This is a genomic window from Erwinia typographi (assembly GCF_000773975.1).
Taxonomy (GTDB): Bacteria; Pseudomonadota; Gammaproteobacteria; order Enterobacterales; family Enterobacteriaceae; genus Erwinia; species Erwinia typographi.
This window is the reverse complement of record NZ_JRUQ01000004.1, coordinates 14001-27598: the sequence shown is the minus strand read 5'-3', so window position 1 is coordinate 27598 and position 13598 is coordinate 14001. Positions and strand designations below refer to the sequence as shown.

Genomic DNA, 13598 nt, shown 5'->3' with positions numbered 1-13598 from the left:
CAATGAGTATTTCAACGACTGAGGTCGTCAGGTTAAAAGAGATGCTGGCTGAACATGCCAGCAATGAAAAGCATATTGGCTATCATATTCTTCCTGAGTATTTTAACGCCTGGCTGAAAGGGAGCGAGCAGGAGAATAAATATGTTTTCTTCGAGCGAGAAAGATTTCATTTTTTCAAAAGCCACGTTGATTTTTCGGCAAAGCGCGTGATCGATATTGGCTGCAATATTGGCTATTTTCTGTTTGATATTCTCGATGCCGGGGCGGAAAAGGTGACAGGCTATGAAGGCAAAGCCTCCTGCGGAGAGTTTATTCGTCGGGCTATAGCCCTGCGCGGCGCCGAAGATAAATTTAATTTTAAAAATGAGTATTATCAGTTTAACGCGTCGACGGCGCATTATGACGTCGGGATTTTGCTCAACGTACTGCATCATTTAGGCGATGATTTTGGTTCAACCCAGCTCAGTATCGACAACGCCAGGAAATTGATGCTTGATCATCTGAATGAACTCAGCCGCAATGTGGATACGCTTATCTTCCAGATAGGCTTTAACTGGAAAGGCGACCGCCATGCTTGCCTGTTCGAACAGGGAACAAAAGCAGAGCTGATTGATTTCATCCGCAAGGGGACCAGTGAGCACTGGGACATCCAGCATATTGGTATCGCCGAAGGCAGTAAAACCAGCATTACCTACGCGCCGCTGAGCGAGAAAAACAGTAGCCGGGATGATTCTCTGGGTGAGTTTCTTAATCGTCCGCTGTTCATTCTTAAATCAAAACAATCGCACTGAGTCATGGCCGCTAGCTTAATGCCGTCAGCTGACTGTTTCAGCGCTGACGGCAGGCGGCATTAGCTAACCAGCCAGCGGGCGGGCGGCGAGATCCTTCGGCGAAAGAAGCAATTTATCCTCCGCCAGCGGCCAGTTGATATTCAGGGTCCGATCTTTATAGAGGATCGCCCGTTCGCTCTGCGGGGCATAATAATGGGTCGTCTTGTAAAGAAACTCAGCCGTGTCGCTCAGCACCAGAAAACCGTGGGCGAAACCCTCTGGTATCCACATCTGGCGGCGGTTCCCGGCGGAAAGCGTCACGGCAACCCACTGACCATAGCTGGCCGAGCCCTCCCGGATATCTACCGCTACATCAAACACTTCACCGGCGGCACAGCGTACTAATTTACCCTGAGCGTGTGGAGAAAGCTGATAATGTAAACCCCGTAAAACCCCTTTCGACGATTTTGAGTGATTATCCTGCACGAAGTTAACTTTTCGTCCCACTGACGCTTCAAATTGCTTCTGGCTGAAGCTCTCGTAAAAGAAACCCCGCTCGTCGCCAAACACTTCCGGCTCAAAGATCAGCACCTCAGGGATCGCGGTTTGAATCACCTTCATGGCTCAGTATCCTTTAACCATGTTCATGAGATACTGCCCGTAGGCATTTTTCGCCAGCGGCGCCGCCAGGCTTTGCACCTGTTCAGCATTAATAAACCCCTGGCGCCAGGCAATTTCTTCCGGGCAGGAAACTTTCAGCCCCTGACGTTCTTCAATGGTCTGAATAAAGTTGCTGGCTTCAATCAGGCTGGCGTGAGTGCCGGTATCCAGCCACGCGTATCCCCGGCCCATAATTTCGACAGAGAGCGACCCGCTCTCCATGTACAGCCGGTTAATATCGGTAATCTCTAATTCGCCGCGCGCAGAAGGTTGCAGGCTTTTTGCCTTGCTGACCACGCTATTGTCGTAAAAATAGAGCCCGGTGACGGCGAAGTTACTTTTGGCTACGGCGGGCTTTTCTTCAAGAGAGATGGCAATGCCTTCCTGATTGAATTCAACTACGCCATAACGTTCAGGATCGTTGACGTGGTAAGCGAACACCGTGGCGCCGCTGGTCTGGCTCACGGCGGTCTCAAGCTGCTTCGGCAGATCGTGACCATAATAGATATTATCGCCGAGCACGAGAGCGCAGGGATGCTGACCAATAAAATCCTCGCCGATAATAAAGGCCTGCGCCAGGCCGTCCGGGCTTGGCTGGATTTTATACTGCAAATTCAGTCCCCACTGGCCGCCGTCGCCCAGCAGCTGCTCAAAGCGTGGCGTATCCTGCGGCGTGCTGATGATCAGAATATCTTTGATCCCGGCCAGCATCAGGGTACTGAGCGGGTAATAGATCATCGGTTTGTCATAGACCGGCAGCAGCTGCTTGCTGACCGCCATGGTGACCGGATACAGGCGAGTACCAGACCCGCCAGCAAGAATAATACCTTTGCGTTTCATCATGTTGCTCCACTCTTATTCCCCGCGGCGTTCACGGTCTGGCCGGAGATTTTCTGGTCGGTAAGTTCGCTCACCATGCGCCTGACGCCCGGCTGCCATGCCGGTAGCGTTATGCCAAAGGTCTGCTCAAACTTAGCGTTGTTCATTCGGGAATTTAGCGGGCGTCTGGCGGCTCCAGACCATGCGCTGCTCGGCACCGCCAGCAGGTTGTCCAGCATCAGCTCAATTCCCGCCGCGCGGGCCTCAGCGAAGAGCAGACAGGCATAGTCGTACCAGGTGGTTACCCCGGCAGCGGTCAGGTGATATAAGCCAGCGGCCTCAGGCGTATTTATCACCTTCAGCACGGCCTGGGCGCTACAGTCAGCCAGCAGATCCGCGCCCGTCGGCGCGCCGAACTGATCGTTGATTACCGAAAGTTGGCTGCGATTTGCCGCCAGCTGAAGCATCGTTCTGGCAAAATTATTCCCCCTGCTGGCATAGACCCAGCTGGTGCGAAAAATCAGATGCTTCGCGCAATATCGCCGTATCGCCTGCTCCCCGGCCAGCTTGCTTTGCCCGTAGACGTTGAGTGGGGCGGGCTGGTCTGCTTCATCCCACGGCCTGCTGCCGCTGCCGGGAAAAACATAGTCGGTTGAGTAGTGAACCAGCCACGCGCCTGAACGCTGCGCCTCTCTGGCGATGGCTTCCACGGTGATGGCGTTGAGCAGATGGGCTTTTTCCGACTCGCTTTCTGCCTGGTCGACGGCGGTATAAGCGGAAGCATTGACAATCACCTCCGGCCGCAGCGCCCTGAGGGTGGCAACCACGCCATTCGGGTTGGTGAAGTCGGCACAATAGTCCGTCGAATCGGTTGCCAGACAGGTGAGGGCGCCCAGCGGAGCCAGGGAACGCTGCAACTCCCTGCCCAGTTGGCCGTTCTTACCGAACAGCAGAATGTTCATAGCTGCGGCTCAGCAAGTTGCGGTTGCTGCCGGTAGTCGCCGGTTTGAATATCGCCAACCCACTGTTGATTATCGAGATACCAGCGCACCGTTTTACGTAGGCCGCTGGCAAAAGTTTCAGAGGGAGTCCACCCCAACTCTCGCTGAATTTTTCCTGCGTCGATCGCATAGCGGCGGTCATGGCCGGGACGATCGGCGACAAAGGTAATTTGCTGGCGGTAGCTGTCCCTTTTCGGTGCCAGTTCGTCCAGCAGATCGCAGAGCGTTTCCACCACCTCAAGATTTCTCATCTCGTTATGGCCGCCAATATTCCAGCTTTCTCCCGGAAGGCCTCGGGTCAGTACGGCATAAAGCGCCCTGGCATGATCTTCCACATACAGCCAGTCGCGGATCTGGTCGCCGTTGCCATACACCGGCAGCGGTTTTCCCGCCAGCGCATTGAGGATCGTCAGGGGGATTAATTTTTCCGGGAAATGGTATGGCCCATAGTTATTCGAGCAGTTGCTGACCAGCGTGGGTAAACCATAGGTTCGAAACCAGGCGCGAACTAAGTGATCGCTGGCGGCTTTTGACGCGGAATAGGGGCTGCTGGGCCGGTAAGCCGTGCTCTCTTTGAACAGCGCCAGCGCGGTGTCGTCACGGACTTCATCCGGGTGAGGCAGGTCGCCGTAGACTTCATCCGTGGAAATATGCTGGAAGCGAAAGGTTGCCTTTCGCGTCGGGTCCAGGCTGTTCCAGTAGCGCCTGGCGACTTCCAGCAGGGCATAGGTGCCGATGATATTGCTGTGAATAAAGTCTGCCGGGCCAGCGATCGAGCGATCGACATGGCTTTCCGCCGCCAGGTGCATCACCGCATCCGGCTGGAAAGCGGAAAAAATGGCGGCGAGTGCCTCGCTGTTTGCAATATCCGCCTGAGCAAACGTATAGCGCGAGTTGGCGCTGACCGTGGCGAGCGACGCCAGATTGCCGGCATAGGTCAGCTTATCCACGTTCATCACGCGGTGCTGAGTGTCGTTAATAATGTGCCGCACCACGGCGGAGCCAATAAAGCCTGCTCCGCCTGTCACTAAAATTTTCACCGGCAGTTCTCTCATCTTGCGGTGGCGTGTCCCCGTTGCCGGGAAGTCGTTACCAGGTGGCTTTATCACAGTGTACGAGGCCAGCCATAAGGCCGATTCGCTAAACAGAAGGTGATTTATGCCCTAATTGGGCGACATAACGTCAGCGGCCCTTACAGAATCCTTACGTTCTGCCGATAACTGAAGAGATAACCCTTTTTGCGTTTTCCAGCGGGAGCCGGAGAGCGCCTTTGCCTTTTCTGGAGTGTCTATGCGCTTCAACGCTGATTTAATCCCTGGGGACACACTGAGTTTTGAGGAGATAGCGCAGCGCTATGCGCTGAAATATCCCGGACAGAAGGAGCTGACGGCGCGTGCGTTGCTCAGCCCGTCGACCAGCTCGCGCAGTCTGGTGATCCGGGCGGTGTTCGCCAATGAAGAAACCAACAGCCCGCTGGAGGACTTGCTGTTTATCGCCAATGATAACGAGCGTAAAAACTACCTGCGGCGGCTGGAGCACTACCTTAAACAGCAGCAGCCGTTCCTCTATTTTCGCAGGACGGCTGAAGCGAAGCAGGAGAACCGCTGGAAGGTGATGGGAGAGAGCCACGTCTACGCGATGCTGGACCCCGCGTCGGCAGCGGCGCAGCAGCTGATTTCCAGCCGCGGTTACCGGTTGTCGCTGATGCGTAAAGAGGGCGAGGATCACTACTGGCAGCTGTTTGACGCGCTGGCGCATCCCTGTTTTAGCGTTTCTCGCCGTATTCAGTTCCTGGTGGTATTAACCAGCCCGCTGTTAAGCATACCGGCAGGGGTGATGGCCGGTACTCAGGTGGGCAGGCAGGTGAAGGCTCAGGTCTGGCAGCGCGTCAGCCAGGCGGCGTTTTCCCATGCGGTGCAGACGCGCTACGGCGCCTGTGTCATTACTGGGACGAAACTGATGGAGCACAGCCTGTTTCCATGGGTAGAAGCTTGCCACATCGATCTTCAGGAGAATGAAGAGGGATTGCTGCTGGACAACAGTGCGGATAATGGGCTGTTCCTGCGCAGCGATTTACAGCGGCTCTTCAACAGTCGGTTGCTGAGGATTGATGCGGCCAGCGGCACGGTGCACATTCGCTATGCGTCGCCGGAGAATGGACAACTAAGCGATTATTATCAGGAGATTGACGGCAGAATCTGCGCCCTCTGGCAGCAGGTTCCCGCCGCGACTCGGGAAAAACTCCGGCTTTTACGATAGCCCACGGCCTGGCGGCAGCACAACGCGCCGCTTTTTTAAACAAAATGAAATAACCCGCCTTTTTTAGCGTTATTCCTCCAATCAAACTCCCTACAGAAACGGATAATCATGCCGATAACTTAACTAACGCAGGGGCGTCAGAGTGAATGACTTCTATACCGCCGATGGGGTGATGGACAAAAACTCGCTGTGGCAGCGGTACGTACCGCTGGTGCGCCATGAGGCATTGCGTCTGCAGGTTCGACTGCCGGCCAGTGTGGAGCTGGATGACTTATTACAGGCCGGGGGGATTGGGCTGCTGAACGCCGTGGAGCGCTACGACGCGTTGCAGGGCACCGCCTTTACCACCTACGCCGTACAGCGCATTCGTGGGGCAATGCTCGACGAGCTGCGCAGCCGCGACTGGGCACCGCGCAGCGTGCGCCGTAATGCGCGCGAGGTGGCTGGCGCCATGCACAAGGTTGAGCAGGCGTTGGGACGCACCGCGACCGAGCAGGAAGTGGCCGCCTCGCTGGAGGTGTCCCTCGAGGAGTACCGCCAGATCCTGCTGGATACCAACAACAGCCAGCTGTTCTCTTACGACGAGTTTCGTGAAGAACACGGGGACAGCGCGGAGATGGTCACGGAAGGCCATGAAGAGGCCAATCCCCTGCACCAACTGATGGAAGGGAATCTGCGCGAAAGCGTCATTGAAGCGATCGAGGCCTTACCCGAACGCGAAAAAATGGTGCTGACGCTTTACTACCAGGAAGAGCTGAACCTGAAAGAGATTGGAGCAGTGTTGGAAGTGGGCGAATCCCGCGTTAGCCAGCTGCACAGTCAGGCGATTAAACGCCTGCGCGCCCGGCTGACGGGAGCGCGCTGACAGAGTCAGTTTTGCACTCTCAACACCAACCGGGGACTCTCAGATGGGATCCAAAACAAAAATGAGGCCGTTAAGCCGCTATTTGAAAGACTACAAACACAGCCAGAGTAACTGTTCACACTGTGGCAAGGTGCTGGATCGCATGGCGCTGGTGTTTCGCGGTCAGATAATAAATAAAGAGGCCATAGCCCGGATGGATCAGCCGATCGACGATCAGGTCTGGTTGAAGCTTCAGAATGAGCTGACGGCGCTTTGCCGCTTTTGTAGCGATATTTACTGCAATACCCATCCAAATTATTTCGACATCATGGCGTTCAAACAGTATCTGTTCGAGCAGACCGAGATGAGTCATAGCACCATCCGCGAATATGTCGTTCGCCTGCGACGCCTTGACGATATGCTGTCGGCGCGCAATTTTCCTGCCGAAAAACTGCGCGGCAACAGCTGGCACGCGTGCCTGGAAAATGATTTACCGGACGCCGGTAACAATAACTATCGCATTGCCCTGCGCAAATATGACCAATTTTTAGGCTGGCAACGCAATTAGAGTGAGAACACTCTGCTCTTTTACGTTACCTTTTTGCAATCTTCTGTGAGACTGTAAGGATAACTGTTAGCGCTTTTTTTGGAGGCGGCATTGTCCTTACATCTTTTATCCTCATTTCCCCGGCTTGAGCTACTGGGCGCTCCTACGCCGCTTGAGCACCTGCCGCGTCTCTCTGACTATCTCGGCCGCGATATTTTTATCAAGCGCGATGACGTCACGCCGATCGCCCTTGGCGGCAATAAGCTGAGAAAGCTGGAATTCCTGGCGGCCGACGCGCTGCGCCAGGGCGCTGACGTGCTGCTGACCGCCGGTGCGATCCAGTCCAACCATGTGCGCCAGACGGCGGCGGTTGCCGCCCGACTGGGCCTGAAATGCGTCGCGCTGCTGGAAAACCCCATTGCAACCCATTCCGCAAACTACCTGACCAACGGTAATCGCCTGCTGCTTGAGCTGATGGATGCCGAAGTGGTGATGGTTGATGCGCTGCACGATCCGCAGGCCCAGTTGGAAGAGCAGGCCACCCGGCTGGAAGCGCAGGGGTTCCGCCCTTATGTCGTTCCCGTTGGCGGTTCGAACGCGTTGGGCGCGCTGGGCTACGTAGAGTGTGCGCAGGAAATAGCGCATCAGAGCGAAGGCGTGGTCGATTTTGCGGCCGTGGTGGTCGCCTCCGGCAGCGCCGGGACCCATGCTGGTCTGGCGGTTGGCCTGGAGGTGCTGATGCCGGATACCGAACTGGTCGGCGTCACCGTTTCCCGCCGGGCGGAAGAGCAGCGCCCTAAAGTGGTCACTATTCAGCAGCAGCTGGCGGCCTCGCTGGCGTTGAACGCTGGTGCTGCTATTACGCTGTGGGATGACTATTTCGGCCCACAGTACGGTATGCCGAACGAAGAGGGCATGGAAGCGATTAAGCTGCTGGCCCGCCTTGAGGGGATATTCCTCGACCCGGTCTATACTGGCAAGGCGATGGCTGGATTACTGGATGGCATTACGCAAAAGCGTTTTCGCCGCGAAGGCCCGATTGCTTTTGTGCATACCGGCGGCGCGCCAGCGCTGTTTGCTTATCATCCTTCGGTCTGATTTGGATCGAAAAAATCTTTACGCCTGCTGGCATTATTACAACGGCTCAAATAAATTCAACGGGTTGCAATCTAATAACATAGTGGAGTCTTTATGAATTTCTCTCTGGTACGTCGCCGCCTGGCGATGGGCGTAATGTCGATGGCGCTAATGGCTGGCGTCGCAATGAATGCCTCTGCGGCGCAGGAAAATCTGCTGAACAAAGTAAAAGAGCGCGGGTCGCTGCTCGTTGGGCTGGAAGGCACCTATCCGCCGTTCAGTTTCCAGGATGAAAATGGCAAGCTGGCGGGGTTTGAGGTCGATTTCGCCGACGCTCTTGCGCAGCATCTTGGCGTCAAGGCCAGCCTGAAGCCGACCAAGTGGGACGGGATGCTGGCCTCGCTGGACTCAAAGCGCATCGACGTGGTGATCAATCAGGTAACCATCTCCGACGAGCGTAAGAAAAAATATGATTTCTCCACGCCTTATACCGTTTCCGGCATTCAGGCGCTGACCAAAAAAGAGAACGCAGGCAGCATCACCAAACCTGAAGATCTGAACGGCAAGAAAGTCGGCGTCGGCCTGGGCTCCAACTATGAAGAGTGGCTGCGTGCCAACGTCAAAGGCGCGGATATCCGTACCTATGATGATGACCCAACCAAATATCAGGATCTGCGCGTAGGCCGCATCAATGCGATTCTGGTCGACCGCCTGGCCGCGCTGGATCTGGTGAAGAAAACCGACGATACGCTGGCCGTCGCGGGTCCGGCGTTCTCCCGTCAGGAGTCCGGCGTCGCGCTGCGTAAAGGCAATACCGATCTGCTTAACGCCATTGATAAAGCCATCGCGGAGATGCAGAAAGACGGCACGCTGGCTAAACTGTCTGAAAAATGGTTTGGCGCGGACGTAACGAAATAATGCAGGAAAGTATTCAACTGGTGCTGGATTCAGCACCTTTTTTATTGAAAGGGGCGGTTTTTACGCTACAGCTGAGTATCGGGGGCATGTTTTTCGGCCTGCTGCTCGGCTTTCTGCTGGCGATGATGCGCCTGTCGCACTTCTGGCCGATGGTCTGGCTCTCGCGCGGCTACGTGTCGATCTTTCGCGGTACGCCACTGATTGCGCAGCTGTTTATGATTTATTACGGCCTGCCGCAGTTCGGTATTGAGCTGGACCCTGTCCCTTCAGCCATGATCGGTCTTTCGCTGAATACCGCCGCCTACGCGTCTGAATCTCTCCGTGGGGCGATTGCCGCGATTGAGCGCGGACAGTGGGAAGCGGCGGCGAGTATTGGCATGACGCGCTGGCAGACGATGCGCCGCGTTGTTCTGCCGCAGGCTGCCCGCACGGCGCTGCCGCCGCTGGGCAACAGTTTTATCAGTCTGGTGAAGGATACCTCGCTGGCCGCTACCATCCAGGTGCCGGAACTGTTCCGCCAGGCGCAGCTGATCACCTCGCGCACGCTGGAAGTCTTCACTATGTATCTGGCGGCCTCGCTGATTTACTGGGTAATGGCTACGCTGCTGTCGATACTGCAAAGCCGACTGGAAGATCGCGTTAACCGTCAGGATCGGGAGTCAAAATGAGCGCCATCGAAGTCAGTAAGCTGGTGAAACAGTTTAATGGGCAGACGGTGCTGCACGGCATCGATCTGGAAGTGAAGCCGGGCGAAGTGGTGGCGATTATTGGCCCCAGCGGCTCCGGCAAAACCACCTTGCTGCGCAGTATCAATCTGCTGGAAGTGCCGGATAGCGGTACGATTCAGGTGGGCAATATCAGGATTGACGCCGCCCTCGGGATGCACAAGCAGAAGGCGTTAGTGCGCCAGCTGCGCCAGCAGGTGGGCTTCGTCTTCCAGAGCTTCAATCTGTTTCCTCACCGCTCGGTGTTGGAAAATATCATTGAGGGGCCGACCATCGTTAAACGGGAGCCAAAGACGGAAGCTATCGCTCGCGCCCGTCAGCTGCTGGAAAAAGTCGGCCTGCACGGCAAGGAAGAGAGTTATCCCCGCAGGCTTTCCGGCGGACAGCAGCAGCGAGTGGCCATTGCCCGCGCGCTGGCGATGCGCCCCGAGGTGATTCTGTTTGATGAGCCTACCTCCGCGCTGGACCCTGAGCTGGTGGGGGAAGTGCTGAACACCATTCGCGCGCTGGCGGAAGAGAAGCGCACGCTGGTGATCGTTACCCACGAGATGAGTTTTGCCCGTGACGTCGCGGACAGGGCGATATTTATGGATCAGGGGAGAATTGTCGAGCAGGGCGAGGCGAAAGCGTTATTCAGCCATCCACAGCAGCCGCGTACCCGCCAATTCCTGGAGAAGTTCCTGAATAATTGATAGCCCGTCGCCGGTTATTCCGGCGATATTTCCCCGTACCACATCTGACTGAATACCGCTAAGGTTAATCTTAATTATTTCCCGTCACGGCTTACCAATAACGCCAGAAAACCTTTCTGACTATTTTTATTACACTGATAATACCCGGCGTCACCCGGCCAATTAGGAGTAACCTCATGGCCTTCTCTGCGGTAAAAGTAAATAATTCATTAATATTTTTGCCGGTTTTAATACGGTCAGTAATAACCGACGATCCTGGTCAGGCTCAGGAATAAATGGCCCTGATGAATTTCAATTATTGCGTTTCCCTGTAGCGGATAATAATAAAATAATGCACGGCAACAGAAAGTTTTGCTGCCACGCTTTTATAAAAATATGACGAACACAGCTGGAGTAATAACGTGACTACGACAGACAGAAAAGAAATTGCCTGGGTGAACAGCCTGAAAGGCGCCTGTATTTTGCTGGTGGTTTTATATCATGTGGTGCTGCCTGGCTATGCTGAGATGACCACGCATTTGACTGCGGGAGCCGTCCCGGCGAGATTATGGGTCGCCTTCAATGATTATCTCTCTCCGCTAAGAATGCCCGCGTTCTTCTTTGTTTCCGGTCTGCTGGCGGCCAATGCCATCGTTAATCGGCCATGGAAACAGGTCTTCACCAGCCGTGTGACCAACCTGTTCTATCTCTATTTTTTATGGGGACTGATTCAGTGGCTGATGATCAACGGCGTCTCGGGCGAAATTATGGGCGATCACCTCTCGGATAACGTCAATGCGGCCTGGGCCGCCACGCCGTGGGAATTTATCAAGCTGATGTTTCTGGCGATGAGCTCCTCCTGGTATCTGTATGCGCTGGGCCTGTTCTTTGTTTTTGCCAAACTGTTCCGCCAGCAACAAAAGCTGATGATGCTGGTCGCGGTGGCGCTGAACTATGCGGCAATTAGTAAGATAATACCCGGCTGGGGACCCGAGAGCCTGTCGCAATATTTTATTTTCTTCCTGTTTGGCGCCTTCTACAGCAGCACGATGATGCGCTGGAGCGAGTGGCATCGAAGCAATGTCCTTCCGTGGGCAGCGCTCGGCGTTCTGGCGGGCTTACATATGATCATTGGGCTGCCGCACAGTCTGTTCCTGTGCATTATCGCGATCCTGTTCTGTATCGCGGCTTGCCGCTCGCTTAATAACGCGTTCAGTATGCGCTGGCTAAACTGGATCGGTAAAAATACGCTGCAAATTTACGTACTGCACCGCATCTTTATTGAGTTCTTCGGCATGTCGGCGATTCTGTTTGCCGTCAGCCACCACCTGTTTGCCAGCAAAGCCTTCTCACTGCTGTGGGCCGTTGGCTTCCCGATTGCGATGGTGGCCGTTTGCGCGGGCTGCTCGGTAGCGGTCTGGACGCTGCTCAACCGGGGCGTGGGCAAGAATCTGTTTATTTACCCTAAGCTGCTGCGTATGAAGCTCAACCTTCAGGGCTGATTCTGCGCCAGATCGTGCATCACTGAGCGGCAGCGTAGCGCTACGGTGCCGTTTTCACCGTTCCTTCCTCACGAACCCACGCCCCTGGCGATACGCCAGCGTAGCGCGTAAAGGCGACGCTGAATGCGCTGGCGGAGCTGTAGCCAACCCGTTCTGCCACCTGCGCAATGGCCTGCTGCCTGCTCAACAGATTTTTAGCCAGCGCCATGCGCCAGGCAAGCAGATAGGCCATCGGCGCTATGCCAACCGCCTCCCTGAACCGCTCGAAAAACGTCGAGCGGGAGAGCGACGCCTCCTTCGCCAGCTGCGCAACCGTCCAGTTGCGGGTAGGGTGCTCGTGCATCTTGCGCAGGGCGGCGGCCAGACGCTCGTCGGCAATTCCTCTCACCAGACCTGGCGAGGCGGAAGTGCCTGAGGTAGAGCGAAGCGCTTCAATCAGCAGCACCTCCAGCAGGCGCTCCAGGATCACCTCGCGCGCCGGACGTGTGGCGCGTGACTCATCGCTGATTAGCTGCACCAGCGTGGAAAGGCGTTTTTGTCCGCTGACCAGTACCAGCTGCGGCAGCAGTGAAACCAGCAGCGCGGCATCAGGCGAGCCAAAAACGCAGTGCCCAACCAGCATGACCACATTGACCGGCTGATGCCGATCGCCCACGCCGTATTCGCCGTTGCTTAGCCTTACCGGTGAGGAAACCACGTCATCCTCTGGCGTCGCGTCCAGGCTGGAGGTGGCGAAACCAAAGGCGGCCGGGATCAGCACAAAATCTCCCTGCTGGAGGATCACCGGCTCCAGGCCATCAACGCTCAGCCGACAGGTGCCTTCCAGCAGCAGGCAGTAAAAGGGCTGCCCGGTATCGCTGCGCCGCACGCGCCAGCGTCCCGCGCCGTTGACCACTTTCGAGAACGGTGCGCCGGGCTGAAGCAGGGTAACCATTTCTGCGAGCGGATCGATCATATCTGGACTCCTGCGAATAAATAACGGACTTATGATTCTAGCAAGTCCATCGGCGAGCGCCTATTGTTTCTCTTCTGCTCAACACCTGAAGGAATTTGCCATGAAAACCATTCTGATTACCGGCTGTTCATCTGGCTTTGGCCTCGAGATTGCCCGAGTTTTTTTACAGCGTGACTGGCGGGTTATTGCCACGATGCGTCATCCCGACCAGACTGTTCTGCCCAAATCGGCAAATCTGACGCTATTGCCGCTTGACGTCACCAGCTCGCAAAGTATCCGGGCGTGTCTGGACGCCGCTGGCCCGATTGATGTGCTGGTCAATAATGCTGGCGTTGGGCTGTTGGCGCCGTTAGAGGGAACCTCTATGGAGTCGGCCCGCCAGCTGTTCGAAACCAACACGCTCGGCACCTTCGCCGTGACCCAGGCCGTCATTCCCCAATTCAGAGAGCGCAATGCCGGGACGATCGTTAACGTCACCTCAATGGTCACCTGGCGTCCGTTGCCTCTGCTCTCGGTTTACAGCGCCAGCAAAGCCGCCGTCGAAGCTTTTACCACATCGCTGGCGCTGGAGCTGCAACAGTTCAACGTGCGCGCGTGCCTTGTCCTGCCTGGCAGGGCGCCGGATACCCGCTTTGGCGATAATGCGAGAGCGTTGATGGGCGGGGCCACTCCGGCGGCTTACGAAGCGTTCGTACAGCGCTGCTTTGCGGGCATGACCAGCGACGGCGAGCTGACTCAGGCTGAGGAAGTTGCCGAAGCGGTGTGGGAGGTGGTGAACAACCCTGATGCGCCGATGCGGACGCCTGCCGGCGCGGATGCGGTTAAAATGGCGGCTCAGTAACCAGACGCA

15 protein-coding genes are annotated in these 13598 nt (G+C 56.0%); 10 read left to right on the top strand and 5 right to left on the bottom strand.

What is annotated here, in order from left to right; genetic code table 11:
• The first annotated feature begins 2 nt into the window (after positions 1-2).
• Positions 3-791, top strand: coding sequence for a class I SAM-dependent methyltransferase (locus NG99_RS00360; protein WP_034887233.1), 789 nt, complete (start codon positions 3-5; stop codon positions 789-791).
• A gap of 63 nt (positions 792-854) precedes the next feature.
• Here the strand turns inward: NG99_RS00360 and rfbC are convergent, their stop codons facing one another.
• From rfbC to rfbB, 4 genes are read right to left on the bottom strand one after another with little or no spacing between them, the layout of a single operon-like run.
• Complete coding sequence (gene rfbC, locus NG99_RS00355; protein ID WP_034887231.1) at positions 855-1391, bottom strand: dTDP-4-dehydrorhamnose 3,5-epimerase; 537 nt, start codon at positions 1389-1391, stop codon at positions 855-857.
• A 3-nt stretch (positions 1392-1394) separates the two neighbouring features.
• Positions 1395-2273 (bottom strand): glucose-1-phosphate thymidylyltransferase RfbA, encoded by an 879-nt coding sequence (gene rfbA, locus NG99_RS00350; protein ID WP_034887230.1) that lies wholly within the window; start codon positions 2271-2273, stop codon positions 1395-1397.
• Positions 2270-3211, bottom strand: a complete 942-nt coding sequence (gene rfbD, locus NG99_RS00345; RefSeq protein WP_052130486.1) for a dTDP-4-dehydrorhamnose reductase — start codon at positions 3209-3211, stop codon at positions 2270-2272. Before rfbD ends, rfbA begins: the two co-directional genes overlap by 4 nt.
• Entirely contained in the window at positions 3208-4290 is a 1083-nt protein-coding gene (gene rfbB, locus NG99_RS00340; protein ID WP_034887338.1) for a dTDP-glucose 4,6-dehydratase, read from the bottom strand. Before rfbB ends, rfbD begins: the two co-directional genes overlap by 4 nt.
• Positions 4291-4540: 250 nt before the next feature.
• Here rfbB and NG99_RS00335 point away from each other — a divergent pair, with 250 nt between their 5' ends.
• The 8 genes from NG99_RS00335 (at position 4541) to NG99_RS00300 (ending at position 11793) form a co-directional block, all read left to right on the top strand.
• Positions 4541-5509, top strand: coding sequence for an HNH endonuclease signature motif containing protein (locus NG99_RS00335; protein ID WP_034887228.1), 969 nt, complete (start codon positions 4541-4543; stop codon positions 5507-5509).
• A gap of 142 nt (positions 5510-5651) precedes the next feature.
• Positions 5652-6374: an RNA polymerase sigma factor FliA gene (locus tag NG99_RS00330; protein WP_034887226.1), complete on the top strand. Its 723-nt coding sequence runs from the start codon at positions 5652-5654 to the stop codon at positions 6372-6374.
• A gap of 43 nt (positions 6375-6417) precedes the next feature.
• Entirely contained in the window at positions 6418-6921 is a 504-nt protein-coding gene (gene fliZ / locus NG99_RS00325; RefSeq protein WP_034887225.1) for a flagella biosynthesis regulatory protein FliZ, read from the top strand.
• Between the two features lie 90 nt (positions 6922-7011).
• Entirely contained in the window at positions 7012-7998 is a 987-nt protein-coding gene (locus tag NG99_RS00320) for a D-cysteine desulfhydrase (RefSeq protein ID WP_034887223.1), read from the top strand.
• A gap of 93 nt (positions 7999-8091) precedes the next feature.
• Entirely contained in the window at positions 8092-8895 is an 804-nt protein-coding gene (gene tcyJ, locus NG99_RS00315) for a cystine ABC transporter substrate-binding protein (RefSeq protein ID WP_034887222.1), read from the top strand.
• A complete protein-coding gene (tcyL, locus tag NG99_RS00310; protein ID WP_034887220.1) occupies positions 8895-9563 on the top strand; it encodes a cystine ABC transporter permease in 669 nt (222 codons plus the stop codon). The genes tcyJ and tcyL overlap by 1 nt, the downstream gene beginning before the upstream one ends.
• The gene (gene tcyN / locus NG99_RS00305; protein ID WP_034887219.1) at positions 9560-10312 is read left to right on the top strand and encodes an L-cystine ABC transporter ATP-binding protein TcyN; all 753 of its coding nucleotides are present in this window, start codon (positions 9560-9562) and stop codon (positions 10310-10312) included. The genes tcyL and tcyN overlap by 4 nt, the downstream gene beginning before the upstream one ends.
• A gap of 401 nt (positions 10313-10713) precedes the next feature.
• Complete coding sequence (locus NG99_RS00300; protein WP_034887217.1) at positions 10714-11793, top strand: acyltransferase family protein; 1080 nt, start codon at positions 10714-10716, stop codon at positions 11791-11793.
• Between the two features lie 40 nt (positions 11794-11833).
• On the opposite strand, the gene NG99_RS00295 is transcribed toward NG99_RS00300, so the two are convergent.
• Positions 11834-12748, bottom strand: a complete 915-nt coding sequence (locus tag NG99_RS00295; RefSeq protein ID WP_034887215.1) for an AraC family transcriptional regulator — start codon at positions 12746-12748, stop codon at positions 11834-11836.
• A 100-nt stretch (positions 12749-12848) separates the two neighbouring features.
• On the opposite strand from NG99_RS00295, the gene NG99_RS00290 reads away from it, so the two are divergent.
• A complete protein-coding gene (locus tag NG99_RS00290) occupies positions 12849-13589 on the top strand; it encodes an SDR family oxidoreductase (RefSeq protein ID WP_034887214.1) in 741 nt (246 codons plus the stop codon).
• Positions 13590-13598: the final 9 nt, after the last annotated feature.